A 20,860-nucleotide genomic window follows, 5' to 3' on the forward strand; every position below is an offset into this window, starting at 1 on the left:
GCGCACTCTAGACAAGGCCCCTTCCCGGCACAAGCCGAGCCGCCCGCGCCGCTTCGGCCGGACGGCGAAGGCCCGCGAGAGACAGTACGGACCGATGACGAAACCCGCCCTGACCATCCTGCTCGCCGCGCCGCGCGGCTTCTGCGCCGGTGTAGACCGGGCGATCCAGATCGTCGAACTGGCGCTGGAGCGCTTCGGGCCGCCGATCTACGTCCGGCACGAGATCGTCCACAACCGCACCGTCGTCGAATCGCTGGAGGCCAAGGGCGCCATCTTCGTCGAGGAGCTGGACGAGGTGCCGGCCGACGCCCATGTCGTCTTCTCCGCCCATGGCGTGCCGAAATCGGTGCCGGCCGACGCGCGCCAGCGCGGCCTTTCCTATCTCGACGCCACCTGCCCCCTCGTCTCCAAGGTCCATGTCGAGGCGGAACGCCTGCATGCCCAGGGCCTGCATCTGCTGATGATCGGCCATGCCGGACACCCGGAAGTCGTCGGCACCATGGGACAATTGCCCGAAGGCGCCATCACCCTGGTCGAGACCGTCGAGGATGTCGCCGGCCTCGTGGTGCCCGAGGCGACGGGCCTCGCCTTCATCACCCAGACCACCCTGTCGGTGGACGATACGGCCGGCATCGTCGCTGCCCTGCAGGCGCGTTTCCCCTCGATCCAGGCGCCCCACAAGGAAGACATCTGCTACGCGACCACCAACCGCCAGGCGGCGGTCAAGGCGATCGCGGCACGCTGCGACGCGCTGATCGTCATCGGCGCGCCCAATTCGTCCAATTCCGTCCGCCTGGTCGAGGTCGGCGCCAGGGCCGGCGCCCGAACGGCGCTGCGCATCCAGCATGCCGGCGAATTGGACTGGTCGCGTCTCGACGGCGCCGCCACGGTCGGCATCACCGCCGGCGCCTCCGCCCCCGAAAGCCTGGTCGAGGCATTGATCGAGGCCTTCCGCCAGCGCTACGAGGTGACGGTCGAACAGGTGACCGTCACCGAGGAACGCATCCAGTTCAAGGTTCCCCGCGCGCTGATCGCCTGAAGTTCCGGAAATGGCCGTCTATACCGAAGTCGACGACGTGGCGCTTGCCGCGTTCCTCGCCGAATACGACCTCGGCGACATGCTCAGCCTCAAGGGCATCGCCGAAGGTGTCGAGAACACCAACTACCTGCTGGAGACGACGCGGGATCGCTTCATCCTGACCCTGTTCGAGAAGCGGGTGGCGGAAGCCGACCTGCCCTTCTTCGTCGGCCTGATGGATCATCTGGCGCAGGCGGGCCTGTCGTGCCCGACGCCGATCCACGGCCGCGACGGCCGCGCGCTCCGCCGGCTGGCCGGGCGGCCGGCGGTGATCGTCTCCTTCCTGTCGGGCATGTCGCCGAAACGCCCCAACGTCCGCCAATGCGCCAGCGTCGGCGGCGCCCTGGCCGGGCTGCACGCGGCGGGCGCCGATTTCGCCTTGGTGCGGGAGAATGCGCTGTCGCTGGCCGGCTGGCGCAGGCTGGCGCAGGATTGCGCCGGCAGCGCCGACATGGTCCGGCCGGGCCTCGGCGACACCATCGCGCGGGAGCTGGACTTCCTGGAGGCGAACTGGCCGGCGGACCTGCCGCGCGGCGTGATCCATGCCGATCTCTTCACCGACAACGTCTTCTTCGTCGGCGACGAGGTGTCGGGCCTGATCGACTTTTATTTCGCCTGCGTCGACTTCTATGCCTATGACCTCGCCATCTGCCTGAACGCCTGGTGTTTCGAGGCGGACGGCGCCTTCAACGCGACCAAGGCGATGGCCTTGTCGCGCGGCTATGTCGGGCGCCGGCGGCTTTCCGCCGCCGAACGCGCCGCCCTGCCCCTGCTGTGCCGGGGATCGGCACTGCGCTTCCTGCTGACCCGGCTCTACGACTGGCTGAATCAGGTCCAGGGCGCGCTGGTCCGGCCGAAGGACCCGATCGAATATCTGAACAAGCTGCGCTTCCATCAGGAAGCATCCGGCCCCGAGACTTATGGCCTGACGAATGACTGACGAGATCCTGGTCGAAATCCACACCGATGGCGCCTGTTCCGGCAATCCGGGGCCCGGCGGCTGGGGCGCCTTGCTGCGCTGGCGCGGGATGGAGAAGGAATTGTCGGGCGGGGAGCCCGAGACGACCAACAACCGCATGGAACTGATGGCGGCCATCGCCGCCCTCGAAGCCCTGAAGCGGCCGACCGAGGTCCGCCTCTTCACCGACAGCCGCTATGTGATGGACGGCATCACCAAATGGCTAGCCGGCTGGAAGCGCAACGGCTGGAAGACCGCCGCCAAGAAGCCGGTGAAGAACGAGGACCTGTGGCGCCGCCTGGACGCCGCGACGGCGCCGCACCGGATCGACTGGAACTGGGTCAAGGGCCACGCCGGCGATCCCCTGAACGAGCGCGTCGACCAGATCGCGCGGGACGCCATCAGATCCGCCAGGACAGGCTGACGGAACCGAAGACGTCGCCGCGGGCCTGACCGACGTATTCCTTGGTGCGGAACACCTGGGTGAAGGTCAGGCGCATGTCGCCCAGGGTGACGGCGGCGCCGACCTGGAGATCGGCGACAAGGTTCTTCTTGTCGACGCTGTGGCTGTCCTGAAAGCTGTTGCCGTCGAGGAAGATGTTGCGGGCGACGGCGCGGCCCTCGACCCCGGCGAAGACGTACCATTCGAAATCATGCACCGGGCGGAAGTAACCGGTGCCGGACAGTGCCGTCCGGATGCGCGGCGCGCCCCAGTCGCTGGAGACGTCGCTGCCGATCTTCACCGTGGCGCTGGCCGAGGCATAGGTGTGGACGTTGCCGAGGGTGGCGCCGACGCTCGGCTCGAACGCGATGCCGAGGCCGCCCGGATGGAATTCCGAGATCAGACGCCACTTGCGCTCGTAGGACAGCATGACGCCCAGTTCGTCGGAGAGCTGCGAATCCCAGCCGTCGAAGGGGCTGACGCCGATGGCGTCGTGGAACCAGTCCTGAACCTCGGCCGCGCCGGCGCTGGGCCCGACCACGCCGACCTGCAGTTCGTAGGAGTCGAGCTGGTCGCCGGTGTCGTTGGTGAGCTGGACGCCGCCATAGAGCCAGCCGGCGAAGGGACGCCCCTCGTTCGCGCCGGCGCTCATGTCCTTGCGGCCCGGCGTGAAGATGCTCTGGCCGACCGACAGGCCCAGACGAACCACGCCTTCGTCGGGAATGAAGGGCATGGCGCGGGCGATCTCGCCCGCCGTCAGCGGCGTGTCGTCGGAGCTGAACAGATAGGAGGCGCGCATGCCGTTGGTGTAATGCTGATCGGTGCCGCCGCCGAACTTGTCGTTCTCGATCTGGATCGACAGGGTACCCTTGTCGTCACGCGGATCCTCGCCGGCCGTGGCGGTCGGTCGGGGTTCCGCGTCGCCGCCCGTGTCGCCCGAGGCGGCACCGGCGGCGGCGCCCGGTATGCCGCCCGGCAGGGCCCTGCCGCCCCGGCCGTCGAACTTCAGGGTGAGCGAGGCGAGCAGTGCCGGAACGTCGAAATTGGAACCGGTGATCGAGATCGGACCGAGGTCGACGATCGAGCTCGAGGCGGCGGCGCTGAGCGCGGCCCCGGCGACGCCCCCGAGGGCGGCGGACAGCAGGGCGGCGGACATGATGGTCCTGTTCAGGACCGCTGGCTTGGCGATCATGGCGATTGAACCCTTGAGATTTCATGTTGTCGGCGTCACGCCGTTGTGGGTTCAACTTGCGCCAGATGCGGTGCACTCGCACCCGATAGACCAACCAATACCGGGAGCAATCGCCCCCAATTCATCCGATCCGGTCGCGGTACGGATAAAAATCCGTTAACGCGGCCCGAAGGCGGATAAATGGCGGAAAATAAGGAGTTTCAGCCCAATTCGGGCCGGCATTGGGAAGAGTTCGCCGACGCTGTGGCCGGTCGGACCATAGCCGATCAGCGGTGGTCTCCGCCGCCCTTGATGACCCCACGATCCATCCGATCCTGGAGTTTCCGCATATTGGCGGCGAAGACGTCGCCCAGGTCGAGACCGGCGGCGGAGCAGAGTTCCGCCAGATACCAACAGACATCGCCCATCTCGGCGGCGAGCCTGGCGCGAAGCTCGTCCTCGGACGTGCCGTCGCGGATCCATTTCTTGACGACGCCCGCCACCTCCCCCGCCTCGGACGCGAGGCCGAGGCCGAGATATTCGAGCCGGCGCTCGGCGGGATAGACCGCCGTGGTGCGGGCGAAGGCCTGATAGTCGGCCAGTGTCGTATCGCGTTTCATGGCTCAGAGGTTCCCGATCAATGTGTCCGCAGACGAGACTTCGACCAGGGAGGGATTGTCCTCGACGCCGAGCCAAGCGACGCGCCCGTCGCGCACGATCATGGCATAGCGCCTGGAGCGAAGCCCCATGCCGAAACCCGAAAGATCCAGTTCGAGACCGAGCGCGCGGGTGAAATCGCCATTGCCGTCCGCCAGCATCAGGACCCGGTCCTCCACCTTCTGGTCGCGGGCCCAGGCCCCCATGACGAAGGCGTCGTTGACCGAAAGACAGGCGATGGTATCGACGCCCCTGGCCTTCAGGTCGCCGGCCAGTGCCAGAAAACCCGGCATGTGCTTCGCCGAACAGGTCGGCGTATAAGCCCCCGGCAGGGCGAAGAGCGCCACCGTCCTGCCGCCGAAGATCTCATTCGTCGACAGCGGTGCCGGCCCCTTCTCGGTCGGCGTCATCAGTTTCGCCTCGGGCAGCATGTCGCCGATCCGAATCGTCGCGTTCTGGATCGTCATTCGAGTCCTCCTCCTGGGCCGGTGCCCCGGCGCCGCATTTAGCCCCAAGCCCCGGCCCACGCCAAGACCGTCCCTTGACCATGCTGTGGCCCTTGATCATGCGATGGCCCTTGACCATGCGATGGAAAGACATGCGCGGGCCTGCTATTCCAGAGCCGACGAGGAGAAGTTCAGATGTGCGACACCATCGTGGTGCCGCCGACCGTGCCCGACGGCCTGATGCTGTTCGCCAAGAACAGCGACCGCGAGGGTGACGAGGCGCAGGCGATCGAGATTCTGCCCCGGCGCACCCATGCGCCCGGCGCCACCGTCCACGCCACCTATCTCGATCTGCCCCAGGTCTACGAGACCGCCGCCCTGCTGATCTGCCGGCCCTATTGGATGTGGGGGGCGGAGATGGGGGTGAACGAATATGGCGTCGCCATCGGCAACGAAGCCGTCTTCTCCCGCGTCGGGCCGGAGGACGGACCGACCCTGACCGGCATGGATCTGGTCCGCCTGGGGCTGGAGCGCGCGGCCTCCGCCTCCGCCGCCGTCTCGACCATCACGCAGCTGGCGGAACGCCATGGCCAGGGCGGCAACGGCGGCCACCGCCATGCCTTCCACTACGACAGCGCCTTCATCGTCGCCGATCCCTTCGAAGCCTATGTCCTCGAATGCGCCGGGCGCCATTGGGCGGTGGAACGGGTGACGGGGCCGCGCGCCCTGTCCAACCGCTATTCGATTCGAACCGGCCACGAGCGGCTTTCGTCCGGCGCGCGCGATGCGGCCCGGGATGCCGGCTGGTGGGACGAGACCAAGCCCTTCGATTTCGCCGCCGCCTTCGCCGCGCCGAGGCTGCAATGGGCGGCCCATGGCGGGCCCCGCGCCCGAAGGGCCGAGGCGCTGGCCACAGCCCTCCAGGCCGAGGGCACGATCGACCTCGGCGACATGATGCATGTCCTGCGCGATCACGGGGCGGCGGGGGAACGGCCCGGCTGGCGACCCGGCGGCCTCTGGCCCGACACGATCTGCGCCCATGGCGGGCCCGGCCCGGCCCGGCGCGCGGCCCAGACGACCATGAGCCTGGTCGCCGGTCTCGACCGAGGGCTGCCCTCGATCTGGGCGACCGGCGGCGCGGCGCCCTGCACCGCCCTGTTCCGCCCCTTCTTCATCGAGACCGGCATGCCGGTGGACGAGCCCCTGCCCACGGACCGCTACAACCCCGATTGCCTGTGGTGGCGTCAGGAAGTGCTGCACCGGGCCGTCATCGGCGACCACGAGGCCCGCCTCGGCGCCTATGCCCCGGCGCGCGACGCCCTGGAAGACGCCCTGATCGCCGAGGTGGAGCGCGCCCGCCTGCAGGCGCGGGACCGTTCGGCGGTGGACCGCCGGCATCTGCTCGACGATGTCGCCAAGGCGGCCTGGAACGTCGCCGAGGATGCGCTGGCGCGCTGGACCCGGATCGCGGAGGCGACGCCGATCCAACGCCCGCCCGGCGCGTTTTTTCGCTATCATCGGCGCCGCCTGGCGCGCCGAGCGCCCATCCCGGAACGCTGACCCGATCGAGAGTCCCGAACGAATCCGATGACCCTGCCCGTTCAAGCCCTGCTCATCCTCTCCTACGCCCTGGTCGCTGCCGCCGCCGGATATGCGGCCGCCGACCTCTGGCCGGGCACGAACGGCCTGATCGTCGGCGTTGCGCTGTTCTTCGCGGCGCTGCAGGGGCATCTGATGTTCCTTCGGGCGGGCGACCGCGCCGAACTCCTCGCCGAACTCGACCTCCTGCGCCGCAGCCACGGCGAGACCCTGAAGGAACTGGCCGAGCTGAAACTGTCCCTGGCGCGCCGCGCCGCCCGCGAAGACGAGGCGAAGCGCCCCGCCGAATGAGTCCGAGTACCGCCGAAATGTCCTCTCCCGTCATGCTGTCCCACGCCGCCCCGCTGTTCGAGGGCGCCGCAGGCGCGATCGTCGATCTCTGGGGTGTCGTCCACAATGGCGTCGCCGCCTTTCCGGCGGCGCTCGACGCCCTCGACCGCTTCAAGCGCGGCGGCGGCCGTGTCGTCCTGCTGTCCAACGCGCCGCGCCCGTCCGACGTGGTGGTCGCCCAGCTCGACCGTCTCGGCGTCGACCGCGCGCTCTATGACGACATCGTCACCTCGGGCGATTCCGCACGGGCCGCCATCGCCGCCCGGTCCGGGGCGCGGCTCTATCATATCGGCCCGCCGCGCGACCTGCCCCTGTTCGAAGGCCTGGACGTCGAGCGCGTGGCTTCGGTGGCGAAAGCGGAAGCGATCGTGTGCAGCGGCCTTCTCGACGACGAGACGGAGACGGCGGCGGACTATCGTGCCGTGCTGGCCGAAGGGCTGGAGGCCGGCCTCACCCTCGTCTGCGCCAATCCCGACCGGATCGTCGCGCGCGGCGACCGGGTGATTCCCTGTGCCGGCGCCGTCGCCCGGCTCTATGCCGAGATGGGGGGCGCGGTCGAATGGCACGGCAAGCCCCACGCGCGGGTCTACGACCTGACCCTCGCGCGACTCGGCACCGCACCGGACCGCACGCTCGCCGTCGGCGACGGCATCGAGACCGATATTCCGGGCGCCAACGCCCAGGGCATCCCCGCCCTTCTCGTCACCGGCGGCGTCCATGCCGATCTCTGGGGCGACCCGGCCGATCCGATCCGCCTGGCGGAACGGCTCGACGCCCACGGCCTCCACGTCTCGGGCGCCATCGACCGGCTACGCTGGTAGCGGACCGTCGGCGGTTCAGGCGGCCGCCGGCTTTCGCCCCAGGCGTAGGGCGACGACGCGATAGGCGCCGCGCACCAGCGGATTGAGACGCCACAGCCAGCCGAACGGACCGTAGAGCGCGTTCAGATGGCGGGCGATCGGCTCGTCCCGGAGCAGGCGGATGCCCCTGCCCCAGGTCTGGCAGCTCTTCGGGCGGTCGAGCCCCCAGGTGAAGCGGGCCCCCGTCACCGTGATCGACGGATAGAAGGCGGAGCCCATGGCGACCCAGGACGCCATGGCGTCGAAGATGAAATGCGCGCCCGGAAAGCGCCGCGCGAGACCGGTGACGAGGGTCCGCATCTGCGCCTCGCTCAGATACATCGACACGCCTTCCATGACGATGATGGGCGCCGCCCCTTCCGCCAGGGGCAGACGGTCCAGGCAGGAGAGATCGTTGATGGAGCCGCGCACGAAGTGACGCCGGTTGCCCGGATGCGGAAAGGCGGCGCGCCAGAACGGCTCCACCTCGGCGAGGTCGATGTCGAACCATTCGGCGCCACCGTCGTCGAGCCGGGCGAATCGGGTGCAGAGCCCACAGCCGAGATTGATCACCACGGCATGACCGCGGTGGCGGCTCAGATGGGTCTTCACCATGCCGTCGATGATCTTCTTGCGCAGGATGACGATGATTCGATCGACCGTGCTCGGTACGAACTTGTCGAACGGCGGATCGAGCCGGGCGACGATGTCGTCGACGGAAGGATCTTTGATGAGCGGCCTGGACCGCCGGTTTTCCCGCCATTGCGCATAGAGCGGAATGAGCAGGGTTTCGGGTACTCCCGTCAGATCGATCGACACGCAATCCTCCCTCGGCGCGGGGAGAATAGTGTCACTCGAACAAGGCGTCGATGTCGGCCTGACTGACCTTGTCGCCGGGGGTCGGCGCCGGCGCCGGCGCGGGCCGGGATTTCGCGGGCCCGGCCGGCGCCTCGCCGTCGCCCATCAGCTTGTCGACCTCGTCCTGGGCGATGCCCTCGCCCTCGAGCGCGGGGCCGTTCAGCAGCACCTCGTCGCCCTTGCGCCGGTCCTCGTCGGGCGGTCCATCCTGCAGTTCGCTGCCGAGCGCATCCTTGAGGCGCCCGACCCGCTCCTCGATATAGGTCAGGGTCTCGACCACCTTGGAGATGCGCTGGCCCGTGATGTCCTGGAACGAACAGGCCTCGAAGATCTCCATGCAGCGGTCCGAGACGAGGGTACGGAAATCGTCGGCGGCGGGATCGGCGGCCATGACCGCCTCCGCCGCGGCCATGATCTTGTTGGTCGCCTCTTCCGTCGAACGCACGATGGCTTCGAGTTCCTTGCCGGCGCGCGGCAGGCGGTCGCGCTGGAGGTCGCTCGGCCGGAGCGACGCGATCTCGCCCCGCGCCTTGGCGATATAATCCGAGAGCTCGCGGAATTCGCGGTAGATCGACGTGTCGATGGAGCGGAAATAGGCCTGCATGGTCGCGATCAGCACCTCGGTGACCGAGGCCACCTCGACGAGGTTGGGCCCGGGGGCACCGCGCTTGCGCAGATGATCGACGAGAACGGCGATCTGGTCGTTGATGTCATCGCCGAACATGGGCCATCTCCTCAGAAATCGCCGAGGACGGCGCGCATCTTGGTCTTGAGCGTCTCGGCGTTGAAAGGCTTCACGATATAGTTGTTCACGCCCGCCTGCTTTGCGGCGATCACGTTCTCGGTCTTCGATTCGGCCGTGATCATGATGAAGGGGGTGCCCTTCAGGCCATCATCGGCGCGGACCTGCTTCAGCAGTTCGTAGCCGGTCATGGGTTCCATGTTCCAGTCCGAGATGATCAGGCCATAGGGCTTCGCCTTCAGACGGGTCAGCGCCTGCTCGCCGTCCGTCGCCTCGTCCACATTGTCGAATCCGAGCTGCTTCAGGAGATTGCGGATGATCCGAAGCATCGTCTTATAATCGTCGACGATCAGGATGGGCATTTGCAGATCGACTGCCATGGCGTTCAAGCCTCGTCACGTTTCTCTAAGCGGTTGTGCCACGCCCCGCCCGAAGGGAGAGGGGGCGAGTGGCCGGACGAGATTGTCCCGGCCCGCCGATCGTGGTCGATTTCGGCTAAGAAAGCGTAAATCGGCGCGGGCGCTTTCCGCGTCCCTTGCACCCGACCGGACGCGCCTTTAAGGTCCGCTGCCTCTACGCCGGCACGGCGAAACCACGGACAGGAACGAAAGATGTCGCAACAGGGCCTCTATTTCGAAGACCTCTCGGTCGGCCAATCCGCCACCTTCGCCAAGACCGTCTCCGAAGCCGACATCCTGATGTTCGCGGGCGTCTCGGGCGATACCAATCCGGTCCATCTGGACGCCGAATATGCCGCCACCACGCCCTTCAAGGAACGGATCGCCCACGGCATGCTGTCGGCCGGCCTGATCTCCGCCGTTCTCGGCACCAAGCTGCCGGGCCCGGGCGCGATCTACGTCGGCCAGACCCTGAAGTTCAAGGCGCCGGTGCGCATCGGCGACACCGTGACCGCGAAGGCCGAGGTGGTCGAGCTGGATCCGGGCAAGAAGCGCGTCGTCCTGCGCACGACCTGCCAGATCAAGGGCCGCGTCGTCGTCGACGGCGAGGCGACGGTCATGGTGCCGGGACGTCCCGTCGCCGTCTGACCGTCCGCCCCGTCCCGCGCCCCCTCCCCCCGCGCCCGCCATGCTGACCGTCGACCGGCTCGACGCGATACCGCCCGCCCTGCAGGGCGCGGTGCTGGCGGTCGGCAACTTCGACGGCGTCCATCGCGGCCATCAGAGCCTGATCGAGACGGCGGAAGCCATCGCCGGGGAAATGGGCGCCATCGCCGGGGTCCTGACCTTCGAGCCGCACCCCCGCGCCGTCTTCAACCCGGATACGCCCCCCTTCCGGCTGACGCCCGATGCCGACAAGCTGCGTGAATTGGACGCACTCGGCGTCGCCGGGACCGTGGTGCTGCCCTTCGACGCCGATCTCGCCGCCATGCGGGCCGAGGATTTCGTGATCGATCTGCTGGTCCGGCGCCTGCGCATGGTTCATATCGTCGTCGGCTTCGACTTCTGCTTCGGCAAGAGCCGCAGCGGCGACGTCGCCCTGCTGCGCTACATGGGCGAGATGGAGGGCTTCGGCGTCACCGTGCTCGATCCCGTCGGCGACAGCGACTGCGTCCCGGGCGAGAGTTTCTCGTCGAGCGCCATTCGAAAGGCGCTCCAGACCGGCGACGTCGCCCTGGCCAATGCGCAATTGGGGCGGCCCTGGTCGGTCACCGGCACCGTGCTGCGGGGCGACCAGCGCGGCCGCACCATCGGCTTTCCGACCGCCAACATCGCCCTCGGCGACTATCTGCGCCCCGCCCTCGGGGTCTATGCGGTGCGGGTGGTGCTGGACGACGGGCGCGTGGTGCCCGGCGTCGCCAACATCGGCCGCCGCCCCACCTTCGGCAAGCCGGACGAGAATCTGGAAGTCCATCTCTTCGACTTCGCGGAGGATCTCTACGGCCGCCGGATCGAAGTGCGCCTGCTCGCCTTCATCCGGCCCGAGCGGAAGTTCGACGGCCTCGAGGCGCTGAAGGCGCAGATCGCGGCCGACAGCGCCGAGGCGCGCCGAATTACCGCCGCGTCGGCCTGATCCGCCGACGCCGCCAGGGTGCCCGGCTGGACGGCCAAGGGCCCGCCTGTTAAAACCACGAACCATTTTCGGGGCCGCCCGACGGCCCGTCACCGTACAAGCATCGGCAACCCAAATGACAACCGATTACAAGGCAACCGTGTTCCTGCCCGAGACCCCGTTCGAGATGAAGGCGGGTCTCGTGAGGAAGGAACCGGCGCTGATCGACCGCTGGAACAAGCTGAACCTCTATGGCCGCCTGCGCGAAACCCGCAAGGGACGCGAGAAATTCGTCCTGCACGACGGCCCGCCCTATGCCAACGGCAACATCCACATCGGCACGGCGCTGAACAAGATCCTGAAGGACGTGATCAACCGCAGCCAGTCCATGATGGGCAAGGACGCGCCCTATGTGCCGGGCTGGGACTGCCACGGCCTGCCGATCGAATGGAAGATCGAGGAAAAATACCGCGCCGCCGGCAAGAGCAAGGATTCGGTCCCCGTCTCCGAGTTCCGCAAGGAATGTCGGGACTTCGCCGACCATTGGATCGAGGTCCAGAAGGCCGAGTTCCGCCGCCTGGGCGTCGAGGGCGACTGGGACGATCCCTATCTGACCATGGCCTTTCCGGCCGAGGCCAAGATCGTCGAGGAATGCCTGAAATTCCTCATGAACGGCGGTCTCTACCGGGGTGCCAAGCCGGTCATGTGGTCGGTCGTCGAGGAAACCGCCCTCGCCGAGGCGGAGGTCGAATATCACGACCATACCTCGACCACGATCCACGTCCGCTTCCCCGTCGTCTCGGGGCCCGAGGCGCTGACGGGCGCCGCCGTGGTGATCTGGACCACGACGCCCTGGACCATGCCCGCCAACCGCGGCATCGCCTGCGCGATCGAGGCGGAATATGTCCGCGTGAAGGTGACGGCCGTCGCCGAGGGCAGCAAGGCGCGCGTCGGCGAATCCATCGTCGTTGCCGAACCCTTGCTGGCCGAGGTGGTGAAGTCCGCCGGCATCGAGGCCTATGAGACCGAGGCCCATCTGGTCGGGTCCGACTTCGCCTTCAAGACCGTCTGCGCGCACCCGCTGCGCGGACAGGGTTACGACTTCGACGTGCCCGTGCTGGCCGGCGATTTCGTCACCATGGACACCGGTACGGGCTTCGTCCACATCGCGCCGTCCCATGGCGCGGACGACTTCGAGCTGGGCCGCAAGCACGGCCTGCCGGTGCCGGAACTGGTCGGCCCGAACGGCGCCTATCTCGACGACGTGCCGCTTTTCGCCGGCAAGAAGGTGCTGTGGCCGAACGGCAAGGAAGGCAACGCCAACAAGAGCGTCCTCGAGGCGATCGAGGCGGCGGGCGGCCTGCTGGCCCAGGGCTCCCTGGTCCACTCCTACCCGCACTCCTGGCGTTCCAAGGCGCCGCTGATCTTCCGCGCCACGCCGCAATGGTTCATCTCCATGGCGACCAACGATCTCCGCGACAAGGCGCTTTCGGCGATCGACCAGGTGCGCTGGGTGCCGGCGGTCGGCCGTAACCGCATCCATTCCATGATCGCCAACCGCCCGGACTGGGTGATCTCGCGCCAGCGCGCCTGGGGCGTGCCCATCACCCTCTTCGTCGACAAGAGGACGAACGAGCCGCTGCGCGATCCCGCCGTCAATGCCCGCATCGTCGAGGCGGTGAAGGCGGAAGGCGCCGATGCCTGGTTCACCTCGAAGCCCGAACGCTTTCTCGGCAATGAGCATGATCCCGAGCAATTCGAGCAGGTCATGGACATCCTGGACGTCTGGTTCGACTCCGGTTCCACCCATGCCTTCGTCCTCGAGGAACGCGCGGAACTGATGTGGCCGGCGTCGCTCTATCTCGAGGGTTCGGACCAGCATCGCGGCTGGTTCCATTCCTCCCTGCTGGAAGCCTGCGGCACCCGGGGCCGCGCCCCCTATGAAGGCGTGCTGACCCATGGCTTCGTCGTGGACGGCCAGGGTCGCAAGATGTCGAAGTCGCTGGGCAACACCATCGCGCCGCAGAATGTGATCGACCAGAACGGCGCCGACATCCTGCGCCTCTGGGTGGCGACGTCGGACTTCACCGAAGACCTGAAGATCGACAACGACATCCTGAAGGCCAAGGCGGAGATGTACCGCAAGCTCCGCAACACGCTGCGCTGGATCATGGGCAGCCTGAAGGGCTTCACCGACGCCGAGAAGCTGGCGCCGGCCGAGATGCCGGAGCTGGATCGCTGGGTCCTGCACCGGATCGCGGAACTGGACCGCGTGGTGCGTGCCGGTTACGGCGACTATGAATTCCACCGCGCCTTCATGGCGCTGACGGACTTCTGCATCTCCGATCTCTCGGCCTTCTATTTCGACGTCCGCAAGGATGCGATCTATTGCGACGGGCCGCGGTCGATCCGCCGCCGGGCCGCGCGCACGGTGCTCGACATCCTGTTCGAATGCCTGACCACCTGGGCCGCCCCGGTGCTCTGCTTCACCATGGAGGAAGCGTGGCTGACCCGCCATCCGGGCGACGAGGAAAGCGTGCATCTGCATGAATTCCCCGCCGTTCCCGCCGACTGGCTGGCCCCCGACCTGGCGGACAAATGGGAGCGCCTGCGCGATCTGCGCCGGGTCGTCACCGGCGCCCTGGAGATCGAGCGGCGCGAGAAGCGGATCGGCGCCAGCCTTCAGGCGAGCCCCGTGGTCCATGTCGCGGATGCCGCCCTGCTCGAGCTCGCGAAGAGTGTCGACATGGCGGAACTATCGATCACCTCGGGCATCGAACTGGCGGCGGGCGACGGCCCGGCGGACGCCTTCCGCCTCGAGGAGGTGCCGGGCGTCGCCGTCGTGCCGGCCCCGGCCAGCGGCGAAAAATGCGCGCGGTGCTGGATGGTCTTGCCCGAAGTGGGCAGTCACGGCGATCATCCCTCCCTGTGCCACCGCTGCCACGAGGTCGTCGCCCATGCCTGATCGGGCCATCAAGCGCTTTCGCTTGCTCGGCGTCGTCCTGTTCGTCGTGACGCTGGTGGCGGACCGCATCAGCAAGGAACGGCTGATCGCGCTGCTCGACGGCCAGGATCCGGTCCAGGTGACGGATTTCTTCAACCTCGTGATGGTCTGGAACCGGGGCGTCAGCTTCGGCCTGTTCCAGCAGGGCGACGACAGCGGGCGCTATCTGCTCACCGGCTTTGCCGTGCTCGTCGCCCTGATGCTGCTGGTGTGGATGTGGCGCTCGTCGTCCCGCCTCGCCGCCGCCGGTCTCGCCCTCGTCGCCGGCGGCGCCCTGGGTAACGCCTATGACCGCGTCGTTCTCGGCGCGGTCGCGGACTTTTTCGACTTCCACGTTTCGGGTTATCATTTCTGGGCGTTCAACATTGCTGACTCGGCCATCACCGTCGGTGTCGGCCTTCTCTTGCTGGACGCCATTCTGGGCCAGTCGACGAGCGCCGGGTCCAACGCCCGGCCGGCCCCCGAGGAGCGGTAAAAAGATGAGTGTCATCCGATCGGCCACCCGTTTCGCCGGCACCGCCCTTTCCGTGGCGGGCGCGGCGGTCCTGCTTGCGGCCTGCGACGGCGGCGCCGACATCCGGGAACAGCTCGGCGTCGCGCGCCGGGCGCCGGACGAATTCGCCGTGGTGACCAACGCACCGCTGGTGGTGCCGCCGGACTACGCGCTGCGGCCGCCGGAACCGGGCGCCCCGCCCGCGCAATTCAACAGCCCCGAACGCGTCGCGTCGGAGGCCGTCTTCGGCGGCACGCTGTCCGAAGGCCTTGCCGGCGGCGCCCCCGTCGGTGTCGGTACCGGCGGCCAGCCGAGTGACATCGAACGCCAGTTCCTGCGCGCCGCCGGGGCGGAGAATGCCGATCCGTCGATCCGCGCGACACTCAATCGCGAAAGCGGCGCCCTGACCGAGAAGAGCATCGATTTCGCGCGCGAGATCATGGGCGTGACCTATGATCCGACCGACATCGTCGTCGACGCGCCGGAAGAAGCGCGGCGCCTGCGGCAAAACGCCGCGCAGGGCCTGCCGCCGACCACCGGCGACACGCCGCAGATCAAACGTGGGGAACCGGGGCTGCTCGAAGGCGTTTTCTGATGGCGTGCACCATGCACGTGTCGAAAACCGAGCGTCGAGATGGCAACAGCCTTCGTCCTGCCGGGGTCCGCGCCGGGCCCCATCCCTGCGGTCCCCTATTTCTCCCCCGGTGTGCGCAGAAGGCGTGCACCGAAGAGAAAACATGAAGAGGTCATGCAGATTCTTCGAACCGATGCCAACGAGCAGAACGCCCTCCTGCCCTTCATCCAATCCATCGAGGATTGCAGCCGGGGCAAGCTGAACGGCGCCGTCATCGACCGCCGCCTGGCGGAGACCCGCGCCGTGCTCGCCCGCCTCGCCGATCAGAGCCGCTCGGGCAGCCTGCCCCATTTCACGGTCCCCTACCGTTCGGACGATCTCGGTCAGCAGATGGCGGTCGCCGACCGTATCGCGTCGGAATGCAATCAGGTGGTGCTGCTCGGCACCGGCGGTTCCTCCCTCGGCCCCCAGGCGATCGCGCAACTGGTGCAGACGCCCTTCGGCGGCCCGGCCGACCGTCCCCGCCTCGGCTTCCTCGACAATCTCGATTCCGTCAGCCTCGAAGCCTCCCTGGCGACCGGCGACGTCGCCAACACCCATTTCCTGGTCGCCTCCAAATCCGGCAGCACGGCCGAGACCATCGCCCAGCTCCTCGTCGTCATCGATGCGCTGGAACAGGCCGGCTTCCGCCGCGATTCGATCGGCCGGCGCTTCACCGTGATCACCGAGCCGCGCGACAACCTGCTGCGCAATCTGGCCCATCGCTTCGGCGCCACCGTGCTCGACCATGATCCCGATCTCGGCGGGCGCTTCGCCGTGCTTTCGGTCATTGGCACCATGCCGGCCCTGATCCTCGGCCTCGATCCCATGGCGCTGCGCCGGGGGGCCGCCCGCACTCTCGAACAGAATGTCTTCGCCGAGGATCCGGCGCTGGCGCCCGCCGCCGTCGGTGCCGCCGTCTCGGTCGCCGCCGCCGACTGCGGCCTGCCGCAGAGCGTCTTCTTCGGCTACAGCGACCGGCTGGAACGACTGGGCGCCTGGTGGCGCCAGCTCTGGGCGGAAAGCCTCGGCAAGCAGGGCAAGGGCACGACGCCGATCACCGCGATCGGCCCCGTCGATCAGCACAGCCAGCTCCAGCTCTATCTCGACGGGCCGGCGGACAAGCTGTTCACCGTGGTCGATCTCGCCACCAAGGGTCAGGGCGCGGTCATCCGTCAGGATCTGGCGGACGATCCCAGCCTCGCCTTCCTGTCGGGCCGGCCGATCGGCGACGTCGTCGCCGCCCAGGCCCGCGCCACCGCCGACACGCTGGTGAAATTCGACCGTCCGGTGCGGCGCCTGACCATTCCCCAACTCGACGTCGAGTCGCTGGGCAGCCTGTTCATGCATTTCATGCTGGAAACGATCATCGCCGCCGCTCTTCTCGAGGTCGATCCCTTCGACCAGCCGGCGGTCGAGGACGGGAAGATCCTGACCCGTCAATATCTGATGCAGGACGGCATCTGATCGGAAAAGGCCCTGAGCGCGCCGGCCTCGCCTGAGTAATAATGCCTCATGCGAATCCGGCGCCTCTCTGAATCGACCGTCAACCGTATCGCCGCCGGCGAGGTGGTTGAACGTCCGGCCAGTGCCGTCAAGGAACTGGTCGAAAACGCCATGGATGCCGGCGCCGGCCGCGTCGACGTGGTGGTCGAGGGCGGCGGGCGCCGCCTGATCCGCGTCGCAGACGACGGTTTCGGCATGTCCCCCGGCGAATTGGAACTGGCGGTCGAACGCCACGCCACCTCGAAACTGCCGGACGACGATCTCGACGACATCAAGAGCTTCGGCTTCAGGGGCGAGGCCCTGCCCTCCATCGGCGCCGTCGCCCGTCTGGAAATCACCAGCCGTGCCAAGGATGCGGGCGACGCCTGGGCGATCCGCGTCGACGGCGGCAATCGTCGGGCGATCGAACCGGCCGCGATCAATCAGGGCACCCGGGTCGAGGTGCGCGATCTCTTCTATGCCACGCCGGCCCGGCTGAAGTTCCTGAAGACCGAACAGGCGGAATATCAGGCGATCGCCGACGTCATCCGCCGCCTTGCGCTCGCCCATCCCGACGTCGGCTTCACCCTGTCGGGCGAAGGCCGCGGCGGCCTGCGCTTCCCGTCGGAAACCGCGCTCGATCCGGAAGACGCGCGCCGCAGCCGCATCGCCGCCGTCCTCGGCCGCGATTTCGCCGACAATGCCCTGACCATCGACGCGGAACGGGAAGGCCTGCATCTGACCGGCTTCGCCAGCCTGCCGACCTATGCCCGCGCCACCAGCACCCAGCAGTTCCTCTTCGTCAACGGCCGCCCGGTGAAGGACAAGCTGTTGAACGGCGCCGTGCGCGGCGCCTATGCCGATTTCCTGGCGCGCGACCGTCATCCGGCCGTGGTGCTGTTCCTGACCATCGATGGCCGCCACGTCGACGTGAACGTCCACCCCGCCAAGGCCGAGGTGCGCTTTCGCGATCCGGGGCTGGTGCGCGGCCTGATCGTCGGGGCGCTGCGCCACGCGCTGGGTGCCGCCGGCCACCGCGCCTCGACCACCGTCGCGGATGCGGCACTGGGCAGCTTCCGGCCGGCGGGCGCGCCGTCCCTGCCCCTTGCCCGTCCCGCCGGAGCCTGGAGTACGGCCCCCGCCCCCTATCGCCCGACTCTTTCCGAGCGGACCGCCGCCTACGCCTTCCAGGCGCCCATGGATGCGACGCCGGGGGTTGCCGCCGTGCCGAGTGCCGCGACGGAGGACCAGGGCCTGGACCTGCCGCTGGGCGTGCCGCGCGGGCAATTGCATCTGACCTATATCGTCGCCGAGACACGGAACGGCCTGATCCTTGTCGATCAGCACGCCGCCCACGAGCGCCTGGTCTACGAACGCATGAAGAAGGCGATCGCGGCGGAGGGCGGCGTGAAGCGCCAGGTCCTGCTGATCCCCGAAGTCGTCGATCTGGACGGTGACGGCGCGGCAAGGGTGGCGGAACGCGCCGCAGATCTCGAAGCCCTCGGCCTAGTGGTCGAACCCTTCGGCCAGGGCGCCGTCGTGGTACGCGAGGTGCCCGTGCTGCTCGGCAAGGTCGACGTGCCGGGCCTGATCCGCGACCTCTCCGACGAGATCGCGGAGATGGGCGACGGTTTCGCCCTCAAGGAACGCCTCGCCGATGTCTGCGGCACGCTCGCCTGCCATTCGGCGGTCCGCGCCGGGCGGCGCCTGACCTTCCCCGAGATGGACGCCCTGCTGCGCGAAATGGAGGCGACGCCCCATTCCGGCCAGTGCAACCATGGCCGTCCCACCTATGTCGAATTGAACCTGCCGGACATCGAGCGCCTGTTCGGCCGGCGCTGAAACCTCAGCCCCGGATCAGGAAACTGACCGCGCCCTTGCCGTAACGCCGCCGGTCCTGCTGGACGAAGCCCTGGGGCCAGACCGGCTCCTCCCGCCCGTCGTGCTCCGCGACGACGCGAACGCCGGGCGCCAGCCAGCCGCCGGCATCGAGGGCGGCGAGCGCCGCCTCGCACAAGCCCTTGCCATAGGGCGGATCGAGAAACAGGAGATCGGCGGCGAAACCCGCCGGCGGCCGCCCCGGCTTCGCGGCATCGAGCAACAGCGCCCGGCACGCCGTGTCGCCCCGGACCCGGCGGATGTTCTCGGCGACGAGGCGCAGCGCGCCCGCATCCTTGTCGATCAGGACGACACGGGCGGCGCCCCGGGAATAGGCTTCGAGCCCCATGGCCCCCGTACCGGCGAAGACGTCGAGCACGACGGCGTCCTGGGGCAACGGCGGATCGCCGGCACCGAGGATGCTGAATACGGCTTCGCGCAGGCGGTCGCTCGACGGGCGGATGGCGCGGTCGTCCGGTGTCGCCAAGACACGGCCCCGGTTACGGCCGGCGACGATGCGCATCGCGCCCTCCCTTCGGCCCGCCCGGCTTGGCGCCGGTCGTTTTCGGACGCGCGGGCCTCGACCCCACGGGTTTCGCGCCCGATGGTTTCGCACCCGGCGGTTTCGGGCCCGATGATTTCGCGCCCGCAGGTTTGCGGCCGGTCGGCTTCGGACCGTCTTCCCGCTGGCCGCCGGCTTTCGGGGCTGCCGATTTGCGGCTACCCGATTTCGCGCCGTCGGGCTTCTCCGGGGCCGCGCGGCCACGCGCCGATTCGGGCTTCGCCCGGCGCGGCTTTTCGGCGGCGGCGGGGTCGGGCTTCGGCTTCGGTGCCGGCTTGTCGTAACGGATCTCTTCCCCCTTCATGATCTTCTCGATCACGGCGGGGCCGATGGGGGCGATGTCGCCGGGGTCCAGGCGTTCGAGATCGAAGGGACCGTAGTTCACCCGCTGCAGACGGTTCACCGACAGGCCCAGATGATCCATGACCTTGCGGATCTCGCGATTCTTGCCTTCGGTCAGCGCGACCTCCAGCCAGGCGTTCAGGCCGCCGATCCGGTCCACCGAGACCTCGATCGAGCCGTAGCGGACACCGTCGATGGTGATGCCCTTCTTCAGGGCCTCCAGCCGCTCCGGCTTGATCTCGCCCGCGACGCGCACGCGATAGCGCCGCACCCAGGCGTTTTCCGGCAATTCCAGGCGGCGCGCCAGTTCGCCGTCGTTGGTGACGAGCAGGAGCCCTTCCGAATTGAGGTCGAGCCGGCCGATGGAGATGACGCGCGGCAGGCCGGCCGATTTCAGGAGATCGAACACCGTCGGCCGGCCCTGTTCGTCCTTGTGGCTGACGACGAGGCCGCGCGGCTTGTTGAAGCGCCACAGCCTCGTCTTCTGGGGCGAGCCGACCAGCCGGCCTTCGACCATGATGCGTTCGCTGCCCGTGACCTTGAAGGCGGGCGTCGTCAGCACGGTGCCGTCGACCGTGACCTTGCCGTCTTCGATCAGGCGCTCGGCGTCGCGGCGCGAACAGACGCCGGCCCGCGCCAGATATTTGGCGATCCGCTCACCCTCTGCCATGGGATTCTCGTTTGTCGACATGGGCGGATCATAGTCGTGTAATTTCGCTTTGCCATGACGAAGACGCCGATGGAAATCGCCCTTGCCGAAGCCGAAGCCGCCGCCCGCCGGGGCGAGGTGCCGGTGGGCGCCGTGATCGTCGATCCGGCGGACCGGCGCATCGTCGCCGCCGCCGGCAACCGCACCCGCGAATTGAACGATCCGACCGCCCATGCCGAGATCCTGGCGATCCGCGCCGCCTGTGCCGCCCTCGGCCAGGAGCGGCTGTCGGGCCTCGATCTCCATGTCACGCTGGAGCCCTGCGCCATGTGCGCGGGCGCCATTTCCTTCGCCCGCCTGCGCCGGCTCTATTTCGGGGCCGACGATCCGAAGGGCGGCGCCGTCCACCATGGCCCGCGCTTCTTCGCGCAAGCGACCTGCCATCACGCGCCCGAGGTCTACGACGGCTTCGCTGCGGACCAGTCGGCGGCGCTGCTGCGCGATTTCTTCCGGGATCGGCGCTGATCATGTGACGTCTGTCACCACCCTGGTCCGGCAAGACGGGAATGGCGGCGACTCGGGACCTATTCGTTTGCACAAGGGCCATGCTACCCGTAGTAGACTGCGATACCACCCGCCGAAGACCGGACGACGGAAGACGCGGAGAAACGCGCCGTGGAGAAACCCGTCGTAACGAGAAACCC

The 20,860-nt window shown here is 68.2% G+C and carries 22 protein-coding genes; 14 read left to right on the top strand and 8 right to left on the bottom strand.

The features are described from left to right. The first annotated feature begins 94 nt into the window (after positions 1-94). The 3 genes from ispH to rnhA are packed head-to-tail and all read left to right on the top strand — an operon-like array spanning position 95 to position 2,460. A complete protein-coding gene (gene ispH, locus L2U69_RS03545; RefSeq protein ID WP_236104985.1) occupies positions 95-1,039 on the top strand; it encodes a 4-hydroxy-3-methylbut-2-enyl diphosphate reductase in 945 nt (314 codons plus the stop codon). A gap of 10 nt (positions 1,040-1,049) precedes the next feature. Then, the gene (locus L2U69_RS03550) at positions 1,050-2,018 is read left to right on the top strand and encodes a homoserine kinase (protein ID WP_236104987.1); all 969 of its coding nucleotides are present in this window, start codon (positions 1,050-1,052) and stop codon (positions 2,016-2,018) included. Further along, a complete protein-coding gene (gene rnhA / locus L2U69_RS03555; RefSeq protein WP_236104994.1) occupies positions 2,011-2,460 on the top strand; it encodes a ribonuclease HI in 450 nt (149 codons plus the stop codon). Before L2U69_RS03550 ends, rnhA begins: the two co-directional genes overlap by 8 nt. Here the strand turns inward: rnhA and L2U69_RS03560 are convergent. The 3 genes from L2U69_RS03560 to L2U69_RS03570 form a co-directional block, all read right to left on the bottom strand. Then, positions 2,438-3,670, bottom strand: coding sequence for a lipid A deacylase LpxR family protein (locus L2U69_RS03560; protein WP_236104996.1), 1,233 nt, complete (start codon positions 3,668-3,670; stop codon positions 2,438-2,440). The genes rnhA and L2U69_RS03560 overlap by 23 nt on opposite strands. Positions 3,671-3,936: 266 nt before the next feature. Beyond that, positions 3,937-4,269 carry a nucleoside triphosphate pyrophosphohydrolase family protein gene (locus L2U69_RS03565; protein WP_236104997.1) on the bottom strand — a complete coding sequence of 111 codons (333 nt, stop codon included), beginning with the start codon at positions 4,267-4,269 and terminating at the stop codon, positions 3,937-3,939. A 3-nt stretch (positions 4,270-4,272) separates the two neighbouring features. After that, on the bottom strand, positions 4,273-4,773 hold the full coding sequence (locus tag L2U69_RS03570) for a peroxiredoxin (RefSeq protein ID WP_236104998.1): 501 nt from the start codon (positions 4,771-4,773) through the stop codon (positions 4,273-4,275). Positions 4,774-4,947: 174 nt separating this feature from the next. Between L2U69_RS03570 and L2U69_RS03575 the strand changes: the two genes are divergently transcribed. From L2U69_RS03575 to L2U69_RS03585, 3 genes are read left to right on the top strand one after another with little or no spacing between them, the layout of a single operon-like run. Further along, a complete protein-coding gene (locus L2U69_RS03575; protein ID WP_236105000.1) occupies positions 4,948-6,312 on the top strand; it encodes a peptidase C69 family protein in 1,365 nt (454 codons plus the stop codon). A gap of 27 nt (positions 6,313-6,339) precedes the next feature. Further along, complete coding sequence (locus tag L2U69_RS03580; RefSeq protein ID WP_236105002.1) at positions 6,340-6,642, top strand: hypothetical protein; 303 nt, start codon at positions 6,340-6,342, stop codon at positions 6,640-6,642. Between the two features lie 17 nt (positions 6,643-6,659). After that, positions 6,660-7,502 carry a TIGR01459 family HAD-type hydrolase gene (locus tag L2U69_RS03585; protein ID WP_236105003.1) on the top strand — a complete coding sequence of 281 codons (843 nt, stop codon included), beginning with the start codon at positions 6,660-6,662 and terminating at the stop codon, positions 7,500-7,502. A 15-nt stretch (positions 7,503-7,517) separates the two neighbouring features. On the opposite strand, the gene L2U69_RS03590 is transcribed toward L2U69_RS03585, so the two are convergent. From L2U69_RS03590 to L2U69_RS03600, 3 genes are read right to left on the bottom strand one after another with little or no spacing between them, the layout of a single operon-like run. Continuing rightward, a complete protein-coding gene (locus L2U69_RS03590; protein WP_236105005.1) occupies positions 7,518-8,339 on the bottom strand; it encodes a class I SAM-dependent methyltransferase in 822 nt (273 codons plus the stop codon). 31 nt (positions 8,340-8,370) lie between these two features. Then, positions 8,371-9,102 carry a protein phosphatase CheZ gene (locus L2U69_RS03595; protein WP_236105007.1) on the bottom strand — a complete coding sequence of 244 codons (732 nt, stop codon included), beginning with the start codon at positions 9,100-9,102 and terminating at the stop codon, positions 8,371-8,373. Positions 9,103-9,113: 11 nt separating this feature from the next. Then, positions 9,114-9,500 (bottom strand): response regulator, encoded by a 387-nt coding sequence (locus tag L2U69_RS03600; RefSeq protein WP_236105008.1) that lies wholly within the window; start codon positions 9,498-9,500, stop codon positions 9,114-9,116. Positions 9,501-9,731: 231 nt separating this feature from the next. Between L2U69_RS03600 and L2U69_RS03605 the strand changes: the two genes are divergently transcribed. The 7 genes from L2U69_RS03605 (at position 9,732) to mutL (ending at position 18,567) form a co-directional block, all read left to right on the top strand. Next, entirely contained in the window at positions 9,732-10,166 is a 435-nt protein-coding gene (locus L2U69_RS03605) for a MaoC family dehydratase (protein ID WP_236105010.1), read from the top strand. Positions 10,167-10,206: 40 nt separating this feature from the next. Next, positions 10,207-11,151: a bifunctional riboflavin kinase/FAD synthetase gene (locus L2U69_RS03610; protein ID WP_236105012.1), complete on the top strand. Its 945-nt coding sequence runs from the start codon at positions 10,207-10,209 to the stop codon at positions 11,149-11,151. Positions 11,152-11,266: 115 nt separating this feature from the next. Next, positions 11,267-14,095 carry an isoleucine--tRNA ligase gene (gene ileS / locus L2U69_RS03615; RefSeq protein ID WP_236105014.1) on the top strand — a complete coding sequence of 943 codons (2,829 nt, stop codon included), beginning with the start codon at positions 11,267-11,269 and terminating at the stop codon, positions 14,093-14,095. Beyond that, positions 14,088-14,609, top strand: a complete 522-nt coding sequence (gene lspA, locus L2U69_RS03620) for a signal peptidase II (protein WP_236105016.1) — start codon at positions 14,088-14,090, stop codon at positions 14,607-14,609. Before ileS ends, lspA begins: the two co-directional genes overlap by 8 nt. Before the next feature lie 4 nt (positions 14,610-14,613). Further along, a complete protein-coding gene (locus L2U69_RS03625) occupies positions 14,614-15,222 on the top strand; it encodes a DUF3035 domain-containing protein (RefSeq protein ID WP_236105019.1) in 609 nt (202 codons plus the stop codon). 153 nt (positions 15,223-15,375) lie between these two features. After that, on the top strand, positions 15,376-16,707 hold the full coding sequence (locus tag L2U69_RS03630; RefSeq protein WP_236105022.1) for a glucose-6-phosphate isomerase: 1,332 nt from the start codon (positions 15,376-15,378) through the stop codon (positions 16,705-16,707). A 48-nt stretch (positions 16,708-16,755) separates the two neighbouring features. After that, the gene (gene mutL, locus L2U69_RS03635; RefSeq protein WP_236105024.1) at positions 16,756-18,567 is read left to right on the top strand and encodes a DNA mismatch repair endonuclease MutL; all 1,812 of its coding nucleotides are present in this window, start codon (positions 16,756-16,758) and stop codon (positions 18,565-18,567) included. Positions 18,568-18,571: 4 nt separating this feature from the next. On the opposite strand, the gene rsmD is transcribed toward mutL, so the two are convergent. Next, on the bottom strand, positions 18,572-19,126 hold the full coding sequence (gene rsmD / locus L2U69_RS03640) for a 16S rRNA (guanine(966)-N(2))-methyltransferase RsmD (RefSeq protein ID WP_236105030.1): 555 nt from the start codon (positions 19,124-19,126) through the stop codon (positions 18,572-18,574). After that, the gene (locus L2U69_RS03645; protein WP_236105032.1) at positions 19,104-20,177 is read right to left on the bottom strand and encodes a pseudouridine synthase; all 1,074 of its coding nucleotides are present in this window, start codon (positions 20,175-20,177) and stop codon (positions 19,104-19,106) included. Before L2U69_RS03645 ends, rsmD begins: the two co-directional genes overlap by 23 nt. A gap of 54 nt (positions 20,178-20,231) precedes the next feature. Here L2U69_RS03645 and L2U69_RS03650 point away from each other — a divergent pair, with 54 nt between their 5' ends. Continuing rightward, positions 20,232-20,681, top strand: coding sequence for a nucleoside deaminase (locus tag L2U69_RS03650; protein WP_329605360.1), 450 nt, complete (start codon positions 20,232-20,234; stop codon positions 20,679-20,681). Positions 20,682-20,860 lie beyond the last annotated feature (179 nt).

This window comes from Zavarzinia marina, from assembly GCF_021568905.1.
Lineage (GTDB): Bacteria > Pseudomonadota > Alphaproteobacteria > Zavarziniales > Zavarziniaceae > Zavarzinia > Zavarzinia marina.

What these genes read in the sequence shown, in the direction of transcription:
- ispH (WP_236104985.1), top strand. Translation starts at nt 95, where the DNA reads ATGACGAAACCCGCCCTGACCATCCTGCTCGCCGCGCCGCGCGGCTTC.
- L2U69_RS03550 (WP_236104987.1), top strand. Translation starts at nt 1,050, where the DNA reads ATGGCCGTCTATACCGAAGTCGACGACGTGGCGCTTGCCGCGTTCCTC.
- rnhA (WP_236104994.1), top strand. Translation starts at nt 2,011, where the DNA reads ATGACTGACGAGATCCTGGTCGAAATCCACACCGATGGCGCCTGTTCC.
- L2U69_RS03560 (WP_236104996.1), bottom strand. Translation starts at nt 3,670, where the DNA reads ATGATCGCCAAGCCAGCGGTCCTGAACAGGACCATCATGTCCGCCGCC.
- L2U69_RS03565 (WP_236104997.1), bottom strand. Translation starts at nt 4,269, where the DNA reads ATGAAACGCGATACGACACTGGCCGACTATCAGGCCTTCGCCCGCACC.
- L2U69_RS03570 (WP_236104998.1), bottom strand. Translation starts at nt 4,773, where the DNA reads ATGACGATCCAGAACGCGACGATTCGGATCGGCGACATGCTGCCCGAG.
- L2U69_RS03575 (WP_236105000.1), top strand. Translation starts at nt 4,948, where the DNA reads ATGTGCGACACCATCGTGGTGCCGCCGACCGTGCCCGACGGCCTGATG.
- L2U69_RS03580 (WP_236105002.1), top strand. Translation starts at nt 6,340, where the DNA reads ATGACCCTGCCCGTTCAAGCCCTGCTCATCCTCTCCTACGCCCTGGTC.
- L2U69_RS03585 (WP_236105003.1), top strand. Translation starts at nt 6,660, where the DNA reads ATGTCCTCTCCCGTCATGCTGTCCCACGCCGCCCCGCTGTTCGAGGGC.
- L2U69_RS03595 (WP_236105007.1), bottom strand. Translation starts at nt 9,102, where the DNA reads ATGTTCGGCGATGACATCAACGACCAGATCGCCGTTCTCGTCGATCAT.
- L2U69_RS03600 (WP_236105008.1), bottom strand. Translation starts at nt 9,500, where the DNA reads ATGGCAGTCGATCTGCAAATGCCCATCCTGATCGTCGACGATTATAAG.
- L2U69_RS03605 (WP_236105010.1), top strand. Translation starts at nt 9,732, where the DNA reads ATGTCGCAACAGGGCCTCTATTTCGAAGACCTCTCGGTCGGCCAATCC.
- L2U69_RS03610 (WP_236105012.1), top strand. Translation starts at nt 10,207, where the DNA reads ATGCTGACCGTCGACCGGCTCGACGCGATACCGCCCGCCCTGCAGGGC.
- ileS (WP_236105014.1), top strand. Translation starts at nt 11,267, where the DNA reads ATGACAACCGATTACAAGGCAACCGTGTTCCTGCCCGAGACCCCGTTC.
- lspA (WP_236105016.1), top strand. Translation starts at nt 14,088, where the DNA reads ATGCCTGATCGGGCCATCAAGCGCTTTCGCTTGCTCGGCGTCGTCCTG.
- L2U69_RS03625 (WP_236105019.1), top strand. Translation starts at nt 14,614, where the DNA reads ATGAGTGTCATCCGATCGGCCACCCGTTTCGCCGGCACCGCCCTTTCC.
- L2U69_RS03630 (WP_236105022.1), top strand. Translation starts at nt 15,376, where the DNA reads ATGCAGATTCTTCGAACCGATGCCAACGAGCAGAACGCCCTCCTGCCC.
- mutL (WP_236105024.1), top strand. Translation starts at nt 16,756, where the DNA reads ATGCGAATCCGGCGCCTCTCTGAATCGACCGTCAACCGTATCGCCGCC.
- rsmD (WP_236105030.1), bottom strand. Translation starts at nt 19,126, where the DNA reads ATGCGCATCGTCGCCGGCCGTAACCGGGGCCGTGTCTTGGCGACACCG.
- L2U69_RS03645 (WP_236105032.1), bottom strand. Translation starts at nt 20,177, where the DNA reads ATGGCAGAGGGTGAGCGGATCGCCAAATATCTGGCGCGGGCCGGCGTC.
- L2U69_RS03650 (WP_329605360.1), top strand. Translation starts at nt 20,232, where the DNA reads ATGACGAAGACGCCGATGGAAATCGCCCTTGCCGAAGCCGAAGCCGCC.